General features: G+C 57.7%; 15 protein-coding genes. 9 read left to right on the forward strand and 6 right to left on the reverse strand.

Translation table 11 applies throughout. The annotated features are described in order from the left end of the window. The 6 genes from ACIPSK_RS16250 (at position 1) to fcl (ending at position 7,669) form a co-directional block, all read left to right on the forward strand. Complete coding sequence (locus ACIPSK_RS16250) at positions 1–951, forward strand: glycosyltransferase family 2 protein (protein ID WP_162116593.1); 951 nt, start codon at positions 1–3, stop codon at positions 949–951. Next, positions 948–2,048 carry a glycosyltransferase family 4 protein gene (locus ACIPSK_RS16255; RefSeq protein ID WP_162116594.1) on the forward strand — a complete coding sequence of 367 codons (1,101 nt, stop codon included), beginning with the start codon at positions 948–950 and terminating at the stop codon, positions 2,046–2,048. The genes ACIPSK_RS16250 and ACIPSK_RS16255 overlap by 4 nt, the downstream gene beginning before the upstream one ends. Then, positions 2,042–3,184 (forward strand): glycosyltransferase family 4 protein, encoded by a 1,143-nt coding sequence (locus tag ACIPSK_RS16260; RefSeq protein WP_162116595.1) that lies wholly within the window; start codon positions 2,042–2,044, stop codon positions 3,182–3,184. The genes ACIPSK_RS16255 and ACIPSK_RS16260 overlap by 7 nt, the downstream gene beginning before the upstream one ends. Continuing rightward, positions 3,181–5,382: a GumC family protein gene (locus tag ACIPSK_RS16265; protein ID WP_162116596.1), complete on the forward strand. Its 2,202-nt coding sequence runs from the start codon at positions 3,181–3,183 to the stop codon at positions 5,380–5,382. Before ACIPSK_RS16260 ends, ACIPSK_RS16265 begins: the two co-directional genes overlap by 4 nt. Positions 5,383–5,481: 99 nt before the next feature. Further along, positions 5,482–6,585, forward strand: coding sequence for a GDP-mannose 4,6-dehydratase (gene gmd, locus ACIPSK_RS16270; RefSeq protein WP_162116597.1), 1,104 nt, complete (start codon positions 5,482–5,484; stop codon positions 6,583–6,585). Continuing rightward, the gene (gene fcl / locus ACIPSK_RS16275) at positions 6,578–7,669 is read left to right on the forward strand and encodes a GDP-L-fucose synthase (RefSeq protein ID WP_162116598.1); all 1,092 of its coding nucleotides are present in this window, start codon (positions 6,578–6,580) and stop codon (positions 7,667–7,669) included. The genes gmd and fcl overlap by 8 nt, the downstream gene beginning before the upstream one ends. A 585-nt stretch (positions 7,670–8,254) precedes the next feature. Here the strand turns inward: fcl and ACIPSK_RS16280 are convergent. From ACIPSK_RS16280 to ACIPSK_RS16305, 6 genes are all read right to left on the reverse strand, one after another. Beyond that, positions 8,255–8,521, reverse strand: a complete 267-nt coding sequence (locus tag ACIPSK_RS16280) for a DUF2277 domain-containing protein (protein ID WP_162116599.1) — start codon at positions 8,519–8,521, stop codon at positions 8,255–8,257. A gap of 208 nt (positions 8,522–8,729) precedes the next feature. After that, positions 8,730–8,963: a hypothetical protein gene (locus ACIPSK_RS16285; protein ID WP_162116600.1), complete on the reverse strand. Its 234-nt coding sequence runs from the start codon at positions 8,961–8,963 to the stop codon at positions 8,730–8,732. After that, positions 8,960–10,177, reverse strand: a complete 1,218-nt coding sequence (gene repC / locus ACIPSK_RS16290) for a plasmid replication protein RepC (protein WP_162116601.1) — start codon at positions 10,175–10,177, stop codon at positions 8,960–8,962. Before repC ends, ACIPSK_RS16285 begins: the two co-directional genes overlap by 4 nt. Positions 10,178–10,384: 207 nt before the next feature. Beyond that, entirely contained in the window at positions 10,385–11,377 is a 993-nt protein-coding gene (gene repB, locus ACIPSK_RS16295; RefSeq protein ID WP_162116602.1) for a plasmid partitioning protein RepB, read from the reverse strand. Positions 11,378–11,732: 355 nt separating this feature from the next. Continuing rightward, entirely contained in the window at positions 11,733–12,962 is a 1,230-nt protein-coding gene (gene repA / locus ACIPSK_RS16300) for a plasmid partitioning protein RepA (RefSeq protein WP_170278346.1), read from the reverse strand. Positions 12,963–13,842: 880 nt separating this feature from the next. Next, positions 13,843–14,283: an RbsD/FucU family protein gene (locus ACIPSK_RS16305; RefSeq protein WP_162116603.1), complete on the reverse strand. Its 441-nt coding sequence runs from the start codon at positions 14,281–14,283 to the stop codon at positions 13,843–13,845. A gap of 198 nt (positions 14,284–14,481) precedes the next feature. On the opposite strand from ACIPSK_RS16305, the gene ACIPSK_RS16310 reads away from it, so the two are divergent. From ACIPSK_RS16310 to ACIPSK_RS16320, 3 genes are read left to right on the forward strand one after another with little or no spacing between them, the layout of a single operon-like run. Further along, a complete protein-coding gene (locus tag ACIPSK_RS16310) occupies positions 14,482–15,480 on the forward strand; it encodes a LacI family DNA-binding transcriptional regulator (protein ID WP_162116604.1) in 999 nt (332 codons plus the stop codon). Continuing rightward, entirely contained in the window at positions 15,477–16,994 is a 1,518-nt protein-coding gene (locus ACIPSK_RS16315) for a sugar ABC transporter ATP-binding protein (protein WP_162116605.1), read from the forward strand. The genes ACIPSK_RS16310 and ACIPSK_RS16315 overlap by 4 nt, the downstream gene beginning before the upstream one ends. Then, positions 16,994–18,037, forward strand: a complete 1,044-nt coding sequence (locus tag ACIPSK_RS16320) for an ABC transporter permease (protein WP_130774252.1) — start codon at positions 16,994–16,996, stop codon at positions 18,035–18,037. Before ACIPSK_RS16315 ends, ACIPSK_RS16320 begins: the two co-directional genes overlap by 1 nt. Positions 18,038–18,081 lie beyond the last annotated feature (44 nt).

The raw sequence follows: 18,081 nt of genomic DNA on the forward strand, positions 1-18,081 counted from the left end.
ATGGAGCGGCCGGCCCTCAGTGTCCTCATCAATAATTACAACTACGCTCGCTTCGTTGGGCGGGCGATAGACAGCGTGTTGAGCCAAGACGCGCGCAACGTCGAGATAATCGTCGTCGATGACGGCTCCACCGACCAATCGCGGTCCGTTCTGGAAGCGTATGACAGCCGAGTGAAGGTGATCTTTCAGGAGAACGCAGGACAGGCGGCTGCGATCAATACCGCTGTGGGATCAAGCATGGGCGAGATCCTCTGTTTTCTGGATGCCGACGACTGGTGGGCGCCGGGCAAGCTGTCGGCGACGGCTGCAGCGTTCCGCGCAAACCCTCAAGCATCGCTCGTCTATCACCGACTGCAGCCGACGCTTGTCGATGGCACGCCGACGTCCAAGCCGATCCCTCGAAGCCTGTGTTCGGGCGCTTTGTCGCCGCTACTCACCAGATCGGCTGGTTGGTGGCCTTTTCCGATGACGTCAGCCATCGCGGTACGACGAAGCGCGTGGAATGCTGCGGGCAGCATTCCCGAACAATTCCGCATATCAGCCGACGCCTGGCTCGTGGGGATCTATCCGTTTCTGGGAGACGTCATTGCCATGCCGGATCCGCTTGGATTCTACCGCATCCACAATAACAACTGGTATCGCTCGACCGAGGATGCGACCACGCTAAGGAGGCGGATGACGCACTGGCAGCATACAGTTGAAGCAACGAACCTGTTTCTCTCAGCCCATGAACTGCCGGCAAGACTACATCTAACGGATCACTATCCCTATCGCATCGCGTCGGCAAAGCTGCAGGGAGCCGATGCACGCACCCGGTTCAAGCTTGCCCTCGAAGGCCTCTTCTTTGCCGGCGAACCGAACCTGCTCAGGCGGACGCGCGATAGTTTGCGCTCGGCGCGCGGCCTGTCACGGCTCGGTCTGGACGTCGGCTTGTCGGAGGTAGCGAAATGAAGGCGCTGCTGCTGGTTTCCGAACTGGAAGACTATACCATCTCATTTGCCAGCGGCGTTGCCCAACACCTGAACGTTGTGCTTGCCGTACCGCGCCGGCGTTATGCTCATCTTGCCTCTTCCATCGATCCGGCTGTCGATCTGCACCTTCTGGACTGGCCGAGACACCGTTCTCTCTCCAATCCCTGGTTTCTGTACCAGCTTACGCGCCTGATCCGGCGGGAACGGCCGAACCTCATTCATCTCCTCAGCAATTCTACACTTTGGCTGAACCTCGCCGTGCCGTTCTGGCGCCCGATCCCGCTTGTGACCACCATTCATGACGTGGAAATCCATCCCGGCGATTCCGATACGCGTACGCTGCCCGGCTGGGCTCCCGAATTGATGGTGAAGCAATCCGGACATCTTGTCGTCCATGGCGAGGGACTGAAGCGGCTGGTCCTTAATCGATATGCAAAATCGGCGGACTGTGTCCATGTCCTGCCGCATCCCTCCATCCTTCGCTATGCGGAGCTCGCCCGGCGACAGAAGATGACGCCGCGCGAAGCGGATGGAACTATACGCGTCCTGCTCTTCGGACGGATTTTTGCCTATAAGGGCCTCGAACATCTGGTCCGGGCCGAGGCGATGCTCAAGGACGTACTTCCCAACCTGCGCATCACGGTCGCAGGCCGTGGCGACGATCCGCTGATCTTCCAGCCGCTCATGGGGGATGCCGGCCGCTACGACATTCGCAATCGTTTTATCGAGGATGCAGAGGTCGCCCAGCTTTTCCTGGACACCGACATCGTCGTGCTTCCCTATACGGAAGCATCCCAAAGCGGTGTGCTCAACCTTGCCGCCGCATTTGGCAAACCGCTCATCGTTACGGATGTCGGCGAGTTGCGGGGCACCGTTCAGCCCAACGGGTTGGGAATGGTGGTCCCTCCCGGAGATGCCAACGAGCTCGCGGCAGCCATCAGGACGTTGGCAGACAACGGAGAGCTTAGAAACAATTTCGGTGCCAATGCGCTCGAATGGGCCAAAGGACCGAATTCGCCTGAACGGGTCGGCGCCCAGGCCGCGGCCGTTTATCGGGAGGTGGTCGGGTCATGCTGACGGAGGCCCTCACGGACAGAAGTCGAATGGCAGCACGGAGCGCGGCTAGCGTCCGCCACTATGTTCCGGGCGGCTGCGAGAACGGCGGCGGCATTGGCAGGCTGGTCGGCTATATAACAGAGACAGCGAAAGAGACCGGCACGAAACACTACGTCACCGATACCAGAGGGGCTCGATGGTCTAAGGTGACGTCACCCGCACGCCTGCTCGGCGCCATCCTGACGATGGCAAAGGACCGGATTGTCGCACCAGCCCGCATTCACCATTTCCATATCGCTGGCCGCGGCAGCACCTACCGAAAACTGATCCTGAGCGAGGCTGCCCGTTTGTTCGGGTGCTGCCACATATTGCACCTGCACGACTACGACTACGCCGGCGACTTTGCGAAACGCTCGCCGCGCCAACAACGGCTCATACGTCGGATGTTTCAGAATGCCGATCGCGTTGTGGCGCTCGGCCGGCGTGATTGCATGACGCTGACGACACTTTTGGGCGTAGACGAGCGCCGCACGGTCGTTGCCCATAATTGCGTCCCCGATCCTGGGGCGCACAATATTCGCGTCGGTCAGGCCCCGTTGATCGTATTCCTTGGCCGGTTGAGCGAACGCAAGGGGGTCACGGAGCTTCTGTTGGCCCTGAGCCACCCAGTCATGAAAGAACTCCGGTGGCGGGCCGTACTGGCAGGCGACGGACCTGTCGAGGATTATCGCCGTCAGGCTGACGCCATGGCGCTTTCAAATCTGGTAGAGATGCCCGGCTGGCTTGACGCCGGTGAGGCGCGAGCCCTGTGTGCGCGTGCAGATATCCTGGTCTTGCCTTCGCACGCCGAAGGTCTGGCAATGGCCGTGCTCGAAGGGCTGTCCCACGGCCTCGCCGTCGTCACCACGCGTGTCGGGGCCCATGACGAAGTCATTACCGATGGCGAAACCGGGCTCTTCGTCCCAGTCGGAGATCAGGATGCCTTGGCTGCAGCCCTGGCGAAGCTGGTGTCCGATCCAGAGATCTGCATCCGCCTTTCGGTCCAGGGGCGCGCACATTATCTAAACCACTTCAGCATGACGGCCTATATGCGGTCGCTCGAGAAACTTTACGAAGCCGTTTCCGCGAAACCTCAAGCAATGGTTGGCGCACGATGACGATTTCCACTGTTCCGCCGGACCGCAACCTTCCGATCTCACAGATGCGCTACGATCCTCGCTTTCAGGTGGAGACCAAGGCGGACAACTTCGATCTGGCAGCCGCCTTCCGTCTCATCCGGCGAAGAGCGATCATGATCATCGCGATAACCGCGCTTCTGATGGCGCCCACGGTGATTATTATCTCTGGGTTGAAGCCCGCCTATCAGGCCTGGGCCCGATTAATTATCCACCAGCCTCTCGCAACATCACTTGGTGCCGACGATAGCCACAGTGATCTACTTGACGCGAAATCGGAGACTGAGCGGCTTCTATCCAGAAGCATCGCAGAGCGGGTCGTCCACGAACTGCGGTTCAACCTGCGGCCGGAATTCAATCCAGCGCTGCGCGACATCTCGTTCATTGACAGGATCCGGGCAAAATTGCGCGGCCTGTTCGACACGGAAAAACCCACCTCGCCTGTACGCGACAACATCGACGCCATCATCCCGGAATATTTTAGGGCGCTCGGCGTCTGGCACGAAGAGAAGAGTGACGTGATCCAGATCAGCTTCACGTCGAATGATCCTGAACTCGCAGCCGCGGTCCCGAACCGGATCATCAGCATCTACCTTGATGAACGGAAGGGCAATCTCGGTGGCCGTCTGGATTCAGCGCAAAAATGGATCCGACAGCGCATCACCGAACAGCAGGCTCGCGCGGATATTGCTCGCGACGCTGCTCGCAACTACCAAGAATCGATGGACGTCGTCTCGAAAGAGGATGCTCAGGATGAACGGATCAAGTCAATCATAGAAGTCACTGGCCGTGAAGGGAAAATCGAAGAAAGTCGGCTCGAGGTCAAGGCGACGATATCCACGTTGGAAGCAACGGATAACGCTTCGGTCGCTGCGGAGAATATTGCCGTCCCCGACAACATTGCCACAAAGCAACGCGATCTTCGTGCACAGGAGCAAGATCTCGGCCGCCTTCTTCAGACATATGACGGCAATGCCGAGGCCGTGGTGGACTTACGTGGGAAGATCAAGGAATCCCGTGCCGATCTCAACCTTGCGACCAAGCAATATCTCCAAACGATGCGCGCCAAGCTCGCCGCACTTGATCACGAAGCTCAGTCAATACAATCCATCTTGGCTGAAGCTCATGAAAAACGCACACGCGATGCGGTGGTGCAGACGGAATTGACGCGACTGCAACATATCGCCGACAAGGAACAGACGGCACTCGACAAACTTGAGGATCAGCGCCGTGACCTTGCCGCGAAGGCCATGCTGCCGGGGGCGGAATTGGAAGTTTTATCGCCGGCTTCAGTACCGATCGCGTCGCAGGGACGTGGACGGCTTTTCTATCTGGTGGGTGCGCTCCTGGCTGCAATCTCGGGAGCCGTAACGGCTGCTTTCGTGATCGAAATGTCGGACCGGACGGTCCGGAGTTTCGACCAAATGGCTGCAATGGCGCGCACGATCCCGGCTGGACTTATCCCGCGTCTGGCGCGGTGGGAAAATTCGAAAACGATGTTCGAACATATGCCGGTCCCGATGTTTGACGAAGCAATCCGTACCGTGGTGCTTTCACTCAAACAGTCCAATGGCGGCAAATTACCGAACAGTATCGTCGTTACCTCGGCCCACAGCGGGGAAGGCAAGTCGCTTGTCGCGAGATCGCTGGCTATCGAACTTGCCGCCGCCGCAATTCCGGTGCTGCTGGTCGATGGCGATCTTCGGCGGGGAAGACTCAATTCGTTTTTCAGGTCGGGGTTAATATACGGACTGAACGAATTCCTGAATGGTCACGCCGATCTCCGCGACATCGTCTACCGCCATCCAAGCGGTATCGACTTCATTCCATCTGGAAAATTCAGTCTCCAGCGGCGCACCCGTTCGAACGGCCTGGCAGAAATCATTGAGATGGCGAGCGCGGGCGGCCAGATTGTCATCTTCGACAGCGCGCCGGTGCTCGCCTCGACGGATACCGTACATTTGACCGCCCTGGCGGAAAGAACACTGGCAGTTGTCAGGTGGGGAAAGACGAGCCGCCGCGCGGTCGAGTTCAGCCTGCAGCAAATGAAAAGCTCGCGAAATTCGGAGATTGTTGTCGCGATCAACAATGTAAATCCGGAAAGGCATGCGTTGTATAATTTCAGTGACTCGGAGCTGTTTTCGAAATCCCTGATGAAATACTACAAGTTAAAATCATAAATACTTCCTATATAAACCATAATAGCTCACATTTACGAAAATATACGCAATAAACATGAAAATATGCTTCTGCATTGGTATTCGAGTTAGAGGGCAATCATGGATGCGGGAATGACAAAGAACCGAAAAGTCGCGCTAATTACGGGTATAACTGGTCAGGACGGTGCGTATTTGGCCGAATTGCTCCTGGAGAAAGGCTATATTGTTCACGGCCTCAAGCGACGCTCATCATCCTTCAACACCAGCCGCATCGAACATCTATACGAGGATCCCCATGTCGAGAATCCTCGCTTTATTTTGCATTTCGGGGACATGACAGATTCGACGAATCTCATCCGTGTCGTTCAAGAAACGCAGCCGGACGAGATCTACAATCTCGCCGCACAGAGCCACGTTCAAGTCTCTTTCGAAACGCCGGAATATACAGCCAACGCAGATGGAACCGGCACCCTTCGGCTGCTTGAAGCAATTCGCCTGCTGGGGCTGACCAAGAAGACCCGCTTCTATCAAGCGTCCACCTCAGAACTCTACGGCAAAGTCCAGGAAGTCCCGCAGAGCGAGACGACGCCGTTCTACCCTCGATCACCCTACGCGGTGGCCAAGCTCTATGCCTACTGGATAGTGGTCAATTATCGCGAGGCATATGGCATGCACGCCTCGAACGGCATTTTGTTCAATCATGAAAGCCCGATCCGCGGCGAAACATTCGTTACGCGCAAAATCACCCGAGCGGCGGCTGCGATCCATCTTGGGCTGCAGGAAAGGCTCTATCTCGGCAATTTGGATGCCAAGCGCGACTGGGGACATGCACGAGAATATGTCCGCGGCATGTGGCTGATGCTGCAACAGGACCAACCGGAGGACTATGTGCTTGCGACCGGCGAAACGCACTCGGTTCGTTCCTTTGTTGACAAGGCCTTCGCCAAGGTGGGCATGCCGATTGATTGGCGCGGGAACGGGGTTGAGGAAAAGGGATACGATAAGACATCCGGTCAGTGTGTGGTGGAAATCGATCCAGCTTACTTCCGTCCGACTGAAGTTGATCTCCTGATTGGCGATCCGGCGAAGGCGCACACGAAGCTTGGCTGGAAACATGAGACCAGTCTTGATCAGCTGGTTACGGAGATGGTTCGCGAGGATCTGAAAGTCATGGCACGAAATGTTCCGTCGGTCGGTGTAACCAAAGGTTTTGCTCATGCCTGAGGTGATCTACAGCCTTGCCGGAAAAAGGGTCTATGTCGCGGGCCACCGCGGCATGGTGGGCTCTGCGATTGTGCGGCGTCTCGCTTCCGAGGGCTGCGAGATTTTGACGGCCACTCGCGCCGAGGTTGATCTCAGACGGCAGGACCAGGTTGAGGCCTGGATGAGTAAGAATCGTCCCGACGCTGTCTTCCTAGCTGCTGCGAGGGTCGGCGGTATTCTCGCGAACGCTACCTATCCGGCCGACTTCCTTTACGACAACTTGATTCTGCAAGCGAACGTCATCCACGCAGCCGATAGAGCTCACGTCGAAAAACTGATGTTTCTGGGCTCGTCCTGCATCTATCCGAAATTGGCCGATCAGCCGATCGTCGAGGACTCACTTCTGACTGGATCGCTTGAACCCACGAATGAATGGTATGCGATTGCCAAAATTGCCGGATTAAAGCTCTGCCATGCCTATCGCAAACAGCACGGTAGAGATTTCATCTCGGCCATGCCTACCAATCTTTATGGTCCAGGGGATAATTTTGACCTCGGGTCGAGCCATGTCATGCCGGCGCTCATACGCAAGGCGCATGAGGCCAAGATCAACCAGCAGCAAGAGATATGCATCTGGGGAACTGGCACGCCGCGGCGCGAATTCCTGCATGTTGACGACTGCGCCGACGCCTGCCTCCATCTCATGAAGACCTATTCCGCCGAAAGTCATGTGAACGTAGGTTCAGGCGAAGACATTACCATCCTGGATTTGGGATACCTCGTCTCCAAGGTCGTAGGTTTCGAAGGCAAGATCACGCGTGACCTCACCAAGCCAGATGGCACGCCACGTAAACTCTTGAGCGTCGACAAGCTTCGCACTCTCGGCTGGTCGCCTAAGATAGGTCTGAAGGACGGTATCGCGGACGCCTACCGCTCCTTCCTTGATGGGCATTATCTCGAACGCAGCAACAGGGCTTTGCCGGGCGACTTGATCGGTCAAAGCGATATCGGTTTTGAGAGAGCCAAAACTTCGGCGCTGCAGACGCCCACACTCTCTACGGTCGCACATCATCCCTTGCGCACAGCGAATTTGCACGAGGGATAATGAGGTTTTGTCTCGGGGGGGACGCATATGCTGGGGGAGCAAATAAGGCAACCAGTAGAAATCAGGATTGCAGCATTAATTTTCCTGATAACCGTGTGGATGATGATTATTAGAGCGGTAATGGATTTTTTCGCAGTTCAGATGCCGATATCGCTTGTCGCGTTCTTACACGGATAGTCCATGTCGGATGGCTCCGAGAGATTAGCTTCGAACCGCGGTGGGCACCCTTTCCTGAAGCGGGCGCTCAGTTTCTCCTCGCCGATCTGTCGGGCGGTAAAGCCGCAAGAACGCGGTATCACCGAATTGACGGTAAGCGCGGAAAGCAAGATGCCTGTGCTCAAGCCAATCTTGCCGACGGTCGAGGGGTTACGTCTCCTTGAGACGCCTCAGCGCTACACCCCGTCTAAAGCGGCCAAAAGGTGACACCAGGCAGTGGTCTTCCGCAGATCATAACTCTTTGAATCTATGGTAAACGCCTCGTTAATCAGAAGTGATATCCCTCATAGCTTCCGCCATTCGTAGCGTTTTGGGGAGTCTCTTCTCACTTTCGCTAAGCCAGCACCGTTTCAGTGACGCCCTACGGAATCATGCGAACCTGCTCAGGTTTTTCGCGCATGCTTTTGCAGCTTCTTCCTCGCGGCTGTGCGGCGGATGTGAAGTCTCGAGCGAATTGAGCAGTTCGCGCGCGCATGCCGCGATCGAAACGATTGCGTGTTCGAACGCTGTCTCATTGCGTTTCGAGGGTTTGGTCGTTCCACTCAGCTTTCGTACGAACTGCAATGCGGCATCATGGATTTCCTGATCGGCCGCCGGCGGATCGAAATTGAACAGCGTCTTTACGTTTCGGCACATGACTTGTTCCTAGTCATCTTCATCTCCTTTCGGCCTTAAGACGGCCTGCCCACTCACCGGGCAGCGCAGGTGCTGCGGTCCTTTGCCCGTTCGCAAGGATCTTCTGGCCATCCATCAGACCGTGCATCCTAGGCCGCTCCACCGCGGTTGTGAACAAAGATACCGTCACCGCCGTCGTCGGATCGGACGAAGCCAACCCTTTGTTGCATTAAACCACGTCACGGTACCCGTCGCCATAGCGACTAACCTTGATCATTTCATTCTGCCGCACCATGATCGGGTGGATCACATTTGACGACAAGAAAGATAGATCCTTCTGAATATCAAGCCGAAGCAATCCCACGGGCACCGTCACGCTTCCGCTGCCCGTTGCGAGCGTGCAGAGGCCAGGAATTTGGCTGCGTCTGCCGACCGCGCCTCTTCCCTCCACGATCGTGCTCATGACGCCGTTTTCCTCCCGACACCGCCATTAAGGCGCATCAACGCCATCAACATCGGGCCCAGAGAAAACTCCCCTTGTCGCGCTTTTGCCGTCAGGTCCCGCAAATAGCCGCCGGCCGAATTGATATGCCCTGCCCTTTCGAGGATGCAGGCCATAGCGACCGCGGCATTTTCAGGGCCCATGACTTCGCAGGCATCCTGATAGGCCGATGGGCTGACGCCGAGCGTCGATCGAACGACGACCGCCGCCGACATCAGGTCCCGCCAACCAGTGACAGCGCCTCCCGGCCCGTAGTCTACGATATCCGGGCACGCTTGCAGCACCATGCCCAAGGGAAACGCCTTTATCGGCTCCCTCGCCGGCCGACCGGCTTGGCTCGTTTTCGCCCCCTGCTCTTGTTCAGAGCATGGTTCAAGTTCATTGCTGGAATCGGTATTTGAATTCTGTATGTGGCGTTCAAAACCGACATCATTGGTGTCTGTTTTTTCAGATTTCATCTGCGTTTCCAGCACGCTGACGATCTCGTCTCGCAGCATCTCCATCTCTGTAAGAACGTGCTCCAGGTCTGCTCTCGTCGGTGAACGCGGGATCTGAGCCACCACGCTCAGGAAATGGTTCTCGATTGCCGCCCAGTCTCCAGCTGCGCCCTCCTCTACGGCGGCGGAGATCAGCTTGCGGACATCCCGCCGGCAGATCGAGAGCGCCTCCTTCGTCAGAAGAAACCGCTTACGCTCGGCTGCGACCTGCTGTGCCATCTGCGCGAGTTCTTCCGCGCGGGCAAGCATCGGCGCCAGGCTGAAACCGAAAGCTTGCTCGATGTCTCCGGCGCTGCCCTTGTGGGCATACCGCTTACCATTGGGGCTGTCCTTGCGCACGATGAGCCCGGCATCGACGAGCGCAGCCAGGTGCCGGCGAAGGGTCGTGCCCGTGATGCCATGGGCACGGATCGACAATTGTGCATTTGACGGGAACACGACCAGCCCGCGTTGCTCCGACAACTCTGCATGCGGATAGAATGTCAGCAGCGCATCTAGCACTGCCAGAGCCCGGTCCTGGACCCCGAGGGTCGCGCGCGCCGCGCACGCGTCGCGAAAGATTCTCCATTTGTCGGCCGTCTTTCCAGCCTTGATTTCTGCGGTCTCGAGCTGCCTCTTCACCAAGGCAAGCGTCATCGGCCGCCGCCCGACGGGCGTCGTTACACTTCCTGACTGCATGTCATTTCACCTTTCAAAAAGGCAAAGCTCATCGTCCCGCCGAATTGGCGTCCAACAACTCTTGACAGTGATTCCGGGAAGTGCGATTCTCTGGGTGCTAAACGAGAGAAATGGGCTTCCGGATGGACATTCGGGGGCCTTTTTCTTTACCTGATTTCTTCTTCCTTCTCAGTTTCTGTCATTACGACGTCCGCCTATCGGACGCCGTTACCTGTCTCGGCGAAGTTCTTCGAACTCCGCGTGCAGTGCTTCCAGCTTGTCGGTCAAAAAAGCTGCGAACTCGGGAACCACTCGCTCATCAAAGCTGATGCGCGTCGTTTTGCCGATCCGCTCGATGCGCGCTGCCTTCTGCCCTTTTGCATTTCGCCAATGCTCGCCGCCGCTCGCCTTCTTCTTTGGTGTCGCTGCTACCGCCAACGCCTTTGCGAAGCGCTCATCCGATGGAAGTTGCAGAAACGCCGGCTCGGCGATCAAGGCTTCGATCTTCTTGCCTGAGGCCGACATGGTCTCCGCAAGTGCCATCCATCTCGAACGACCGGCCTTCGGGGCAGGTCCGATCGCTTGAACGATCGACTGTGGCAAAATGCGAGCGATCGAGATGTAGCGGCTGAGATCGGCCTTGTCGGTCGAAAGCGCCGAAAGGATCGTTTCCCGCTTGTAGCCAGCCTCTTCCAAGCGCAAGGCAAAGAGCGCCTTCTCGATAAACGACAGGTCCTGTCGATCGAGGTTCTCCTTGCCCTGCGCGATGACCAGCTCGTCGTCACTCAGGTTCCGGACGATCGCCCTCACCTTCGCGCCTAGCCTTGATGCCGCCCGCAACCGCCTGCGGCCGTATGCGATCTGATACCAGTCTGCACGGCCGGTCACCGGCCGAACTAGGATCGGCACCTGCTGCCCGTGTCGCCCAATGCTGGATACCAGTTCTTCGAACCCAGGATCGACCTCGATGGAAATCCGGTCTCCGACGGAGGAGTCAGAGACCATGGCAGGATCAATTTCGATGACCGCATGCCCCGCAGAGAGCTGTTCTTGAAGCCGCGCGGCCGCGCGTGCGCCTTCGCTCATTTCCTGGAGGGATGTACCCATCGCCGATATCGCGCCGGAGCGAACGCGCTCGGAGGTCTTGCTGGCGGAGGCGCCGGCGGCTGGCGGTTCGGTTTTTCGCATAAAGAGCGAGTTGACAGTGTCTTTCCTGCTCATTTACCATCTCCCAAGTCTACCGCTGCGCTGACCAGATGCCGGCCGGATGCACTGGGCGCACCGGTTAGCGCAGCAAAGTTGCAAGCTCGCGGCGACGGGGAGGTGTAATTCCTCCGCTGGAATAGGCGGGGATGATACCGACGCTCGCGATCGATTCCGTTGCCTGAAGAGGGCAGGGGCCTTTTTGTGAAAGTTGGGAGCTCCCAACTTCTTCCTGACAACACTTCGAACGACTGTCCCAGACGAGTGAGAATTGCCCCGCGTCCAGCGCGACTTTTGCGCCTCGATTGAAAGTTGGGAGCTCCCAACTTTAGGCAACCTGTCGGCCCGAAGTGGATCTGGTCTGCTCCGCAGATCATCGTTTACTCCGTCCCCAGCCGGCGCGGATCAGGTTCTCGATCTCGCAATTGACAGCGTCGAGCGACTCCATGGCGCGATCGTAGGTCGAGCGCGTCAGGTTCTCGCGGCCGATTTCATAGAGCGTCTGTTTTGTCAGACCCGCGTCGGAAACAGCCGCCGACTTCACCATCGGGTTCGTCAGCACGCTATCGTCGAAGAGGTTTCGCAAAAGAGCCGCGACCTTCGTCTGCGGCGCATCCTGAGGTTCGAACCGCGTCAAAAGGTACTTGATGAAGTCGTAGCGAAGCTCGCCTCCGGCATCCCGGACGACTCCAAGAAGATCGTGGGTCATCAGCAGGAACTGGCTCATCGACGCGATGTCGAGCATCTGAGGGTGCACGGTCACGACCATCGAGGTCGCGGCGCAAAGTCCGCTGAGCGTCAGATAGCCAAGCTGTGGCGGGCAATCGAAGACGACCACATCATAATTGTCGGCGACATCATCGAGTGCGCGTGCAATGCGCAAGAAGAAAATCTCGTCGGCGCCTTTCGCGCCGTTCGTCAGCGCTCTTGGCGTCGTATGCTCGAACTCCATGAGCTCCAGGTTGCCTGGCACGAGGTCGAGCCCGTCGAAGTAGGTTTGGCGGACAACGTCGCTCAACGGACGCCGCTCTTCGTCATAGCGGATTGCCGCATAAAGTGTTTCATTGCTGCCGACGTGGGTTTCGGGCAATATGCCGAGAAGGGCGGACAGGCTGGCTTGCGGGTCAAGGTCGAGCGCAAGCACACGGTAGCCCTGAAGCGCCAGGTATTGTGCGAGGTGGACGGACGTCGTGGTCTTGCCCGATCCGCCCTTGAAGTTCGTGACCGCGATGACTTGGAGATGATCGTCGGGTCCACGGCGGGGGAGAAAATCGTAAGCGTCGCGTCCACGTGACGTCGAGGCGAGCCTTGCGCGGAGCTCATTGAGCTGAGCCAGGGAGTAAAGGCGCCGGCCGTTTGTCGTCAACTCCGGCTGCGGACCATCGCCGGCGAGGCTCATCTTGCGCAATGTGGAATCGGATATGCCGATGAGCTTGGCTGCTTCACCCGAGGTGAAACGCCGCAGTGTCTTGCTTGCAGTCGGCGGGAAAATCGCCTCGCTGATCGATTGGAGCTGTGAACTGAGCAGCGACGCATGCTCACCAATGGTCTCATCCACGGTTTTCTGCGATGCCAATCGAGTAGAACGAAGCGGCTTGCTCACGGTCAAAACTTTCGTCACGGAAAAAGTTCAATTACGGCGTTTATTCCGTGACGATACGGAAACAAGCGATTCTTGCAAGGAGTTAATGGTTAACAGCCACTTAACGGCAGGCCCGGAACAAGGAATGAAGCCAGACCGGCATGAGATATTTCCTTAACGATTCCAGCAGGTTCCTGAATTGCACCAGCGACCGAAAGGAATCTGTGGGACTCGCAGATCTGCTGGTCAGCAAACCCGCCGGAAGGGCCGATTCTGAAGACCATTGGCCTTCAGCCGCCCGCTCCCCAGAGAATCACAGATCAAGAGATCTCGCAGATTTGCGACTGGAATCAACGCGCAGCTTTCCCAAACCAGTATACACAGACCAGCCTAATTGCGGAGCGGTACAATGAGGCTGACAGCAATCAGGAGGCCGAAATCAACCAAGGACGCAACGCTTCGCGATCAAAAGTACCGCCTGCCATCGCTCGTCTTTGCAGACCAGCCCGCCTGGAAGGCCTCCAGATCCAAACAGCCGCGAGCTCGATGAACTCGACGGGTAACCAACGTATATTCTCGCCTATCGGATGCTGGTGAGGCGATCGGCTGCGCGCGGCGCGCCGCCGGCCGTCAGCGCTACCATGCAAGAACGCGTCTTCCCGCAACTTCTTTCGACGGGACGGCTCAACGCACATCCGTCCATGATCGAAACTTCGCGCCTCTGCGTCGATGCGGCGTGTCCCAGTGAAGCAGGGGAGGGCGCTTTGTACGACGTGACGTTCGGTATTTTGCAGTGCACCGGCTGGCGTTACCGCGCCTTGGCCACCGATCATGATCAACTAAACGGTAAGAGTGGCGGGTATACCACGGAAAGGCGCTCGGCAAGAAGAAGACCTGACCATCAGACCACGCCCTTCTTAAGGATGAAGTTCCCATAGGGGCGCGATTCAGCCGTCTGGATGACTGCAAACGATCGCATCGCGATGGGATAGTATGCAAACCTCTCGACAGGTTGGCTCGCTATCGAACGCCCCTCTACCTCACTGCAAACTGCGAGGACGTCTTTGTGTACGTCCAGCAACTCGCCTGGCGCATCGACGGCCTCCATGTGCATCAGAGGCGTTTCAATGAACGTGTCCAAGGGCATCATCTGAAGGATCCCGCGGACTGCAGTCGGTGCATCGACACCCTCCAAGATAAGAAGCTTTCCGCTCGTGGTTTGGGTCGCCACACGAAAACCGGAAAAGTTTCGATCCACGATTGCCAGTTCGTCGCCGTGACCCATGGCGGCCATGACCCACAACACGTCGGCCGTAATAAACGGCGGCACACCCTTCAGCATGGCATCTCCCTCCCAAGAGATTTCACCGACAAGCACGATGAATGATTAGCAGAAAAAAACGATTGCGCAAACGTTTCGATGGCGCTAGCGTGACGACATAGCGGATCCTGGGAGAGCCTCTGGAGGTTGGAATTCCGCTCGGGAGGATAGTTTGAAAAACGTGTTTGTTGAGCTGCTGGCGAGAGCTGGAGTGCGCTCATGACGACTATTTCCGAGGTGGCAAAGGCGGCTGGGGTCTCAGTCTCCACGGTTTCGCACGTCCTCAATAAGACGCGCTACGTCTCACCCGAGAAGGTCAAGCTCGTCATCGAGTCCGTGGAGGCAATCGGATACATCCCCAATACAGTCGCTCGCTCGCTCAAACTGTCATCGACGGGCACTGTCGGCCTCGCGATTTCCGCGATTTCGAACCCTTACTTCAGTGACATCATCTGCGCGATTGAGGCCGAGTGTTCCAAACGAGGCTTGATCGCGTTCCTCTGTGACACGCAGGATGATCCGGTCCGGGAGCTGGAACTGATCCAGCATCTGCATCAGCGTCGCGTCGATGGGATTATACTTGCCCCTTCGGGCGATCCTAAAAAAGCGCTGGACTATCTCATCCGGTCCGACCTTCCCTGTGTGCTTGTTGATAGGCTGTCGGACAACCGTTTCGATCAGGTCGGGACGGATAACGTCGCCGCAATACGGACGCTCGTCGATCATCTCGTCACGCTGCATCATCGACGGGTTGGGATCATTCTCGGTCAGCCTGGCTTTGCGACGACTGTGGAGCGCGCAAAGGCCTTCCGCGCAGCGATGACGGAGAAGGGAATAGAGGTAGAGGACAATTTAATCAGCGACGGCAATCGCAGCACCGCCGACGCCACTGCTTCGACGCACCGTTTGCTGGGGCTGAAGGAGCCGCCGACAGCGATTCTTGCTTCGAACAATCTGGCGATGATCGGAGCTATGAGGGCTATCCGAGAGCGGAAGCTGCGTGTTCCCAAGGACATTTCTGTCCTTGGGATCGATGATTTCGAATGGGCAGATTATTTCGAACCGCGCCTGACGCTGATGGCCCAGCCTTGCGATGAGATTGGCAGGAAGGCGGCGGACTTGCTGATCGAGCGGATCGGCAACAAGCGCCGCCCCCACGAGACCATTCGACTGTCGCCGGTTTTGCGAGTGCGTGAATCGTGTGGAGAAGCAGCATGAGCCACGTCGTTCTTTCAGCGAAAGGTGTCGTCAAGCGCTTCGGCGGCGTTCAGGCGCTTCGCGGCGTGGATTTCGACCTAAAGGTTGGCGAAATCCATGCGCTGCTTGGTGAAAATGGTGCAGGAAAATCCACGCTGATAAACCTGCTGTCCGGTGTGAATACGCCGGACGAGGGAGAGATCTTCATCGACGGCAAACCCGCGCGTTTTCACAGCCCGCGTGATGCACAAGCAGCCGGGATCGCAACGATCTTCCAGGAGCTGGACCTGGTTCCGAGCCTGACCGTGGCTGCCAATCTCTTCCTCGGGCGCGAGCTTGTCCATCGGCACGGCATGCTCGATGGGAAGGCGATGCTGCAAGAGGCGCGTATAAGACTAGAAGCGATCGACCGATCTATCGATCCCGCCCAGTTCGTGAGTGAACTTTCGATCGGCCAGCGCCAGGTCGTCGCCATCGTCAAGGCGCTTTCCTACGCATCGCGAGCCCTCATCATGGATGAGCCGACGGCTGCCTTGACCGTTGGCGAAGTGGATCGACTGTTCGACATCATGCGTGGCCTGGCAGCGTCGGGCGTTGGCATCGTCTATATCTCGCACCGCCTTGAGGAAGTGCCGCAGATCGCTCATCGCGTGACGGTCATGCGCGACGGCAAGGTGGCTGGCGTCACCAAACCAGATGCGCCGCAGGCCGAACTGGTGCAGCTTCTCGTCGGACGTCCTTTGAACGAGCTTTATCCCCGCCGGGCACACAGTGTTGGTGACGTGCTCCTGCGGATGCGACAGGCTTCCTTCCGCCCGTACCGCGTGTCACCCGGGTGGCAGGCGCCAATCAAAGTCGATCTGGATGTTCGGCGTGGCGAAATCGTCGGGCTCGCCGGCGTTATGGGGGCGGGTCGAACCGAGCTTTTGAGCGCTCTATACGGAACAGGCGTGCCCGGCCAATGGCACGGGGACATTACGATTGGTGGCAGGCCGACCAGGCTTAAATCGATCGCGGCTGCTCGCAGGGCAGGACTGGCATTTGTAACCGATGACCGGCGTGGGGCCGGTCTCATGCTGCGTATGTCTGTAGGTCTCAATCTGGTGATGTCGATCATCCGCTGGATATCACCAAAGGGCTTGCTGTCGGCGCGGCGCCAAGAGGATGCGATCAAGAGCTCTTTCGGCCAATTCGACATTCGTCCAAAGAATCCCGGCATCGCGGTCGGGGCACTCTCTGGCGGAAATCAGCAGAAGGTCGTCCTCGCAAAGGAAGTGCTGGGCAATCCGCGCTTGTTACTTCTCGACGAGCCGACACGTGGCGTCGACGTCGGCGCAAAGGGAGAAATCTACGCCCGCTTGCGCAAGCTGGCTTCAGAGGGATTGGGCATTCTTGTCGCGTCCAGCGAGATGCCCGAACTGATCGGCCTATGCGATCGCATAGTGGTTTTGCGCAACGGCAGCAGCGTTGCTGAGTTTTCTGGCGGCGTCGACGAACACGAAGTCCTGGCGGCCGCCAACGGGAGGGAGGCCTGATGTCCGAACAGCAAATCGCATCCAATCCAGCGGTTCAGCCCGCCAAGCGGATTGATCCGCTCGCGGTGTTGGTCCGCTTCCAGAGCTTGATCGGCCTTATACTCGTTTTCGCCGGGGGCATCATTTTCTCACCGCGTCGGCACGGTGTCATTCTGTTCATTCAACCCGACAACATCGCCAACATCGTCCGCGCGGTGTCCGAAACTGGCATCATTGCGATCGGAATGACGTTCGTGATCATCACCGCCGGGATTGATCTCTCGGTTGGGGCGACGCTTGGCCTTGCGAGCGTCGTAACGGCAACATTGATGGTCTCAGGCGGTTTTGGGCTGGTCACGACGGTGCTGGCAGTGCTGCTGATGGGCACTTGTTTCGGGTTGGTCCAGGGCGCGATCTCAAGCAAGTTTCGACTTGAAGCGTTTATCGTCACTCTTGCCGGCTTGCAGGCGGCCCGCGGGCTTGCACTCGTTGTGTCGGACAATCAGTACATCAATATTTCCTATGGTGATGGTCCTGGGCTCGCTCCACCCATCTTTGCCATTCTGGGCGGTCGGCTATTCGGTAACGTCGTTCCCGTTGCCACGATCGTCTTCTTGATCTTTGCCTGCATCGCCACGCTCGTGCTGAACACGACGAGGTTCGGCCGTTACGTCTATGCCGTCGGCGGCAATGATCGCGCCGCCCGCATCTCAGGTGTTCCGGTCTCGGCAATCAAGATCGCCGTTTACGCCATTACCGGCTTTGCATCGGCGCTTGCTGGCATCGTCCATGCCGGACAATTCAATTTTGGGAGTGCCAATGATGGGACCGGATATGAATTGACGGCCATCGCGGCTGTCGTCATCGGAGGAACCAGCCTGTTTGGCGGGTCGGGTTCAATGGTCGGAACAATCGCCGGTACGATCATGCTCGGCGCTTTGGCCAATATATTGCAGCTGAACAACATCACGCCAGCCATGCAGTTGCTTGCCACAGCGGCAATTATCGTTCTGGCGGCAGTCCTTCAATCCCTCGTTCGTCGCCGCGAAGGATTGGGCAGGTAGTGTGGCGGCATCACCCGGAGGGTGGATCCGGGATCAATGTGGAG

This window comes from Rhizobium sp. LARHSG275 (genome assembly GCF_052871115.1).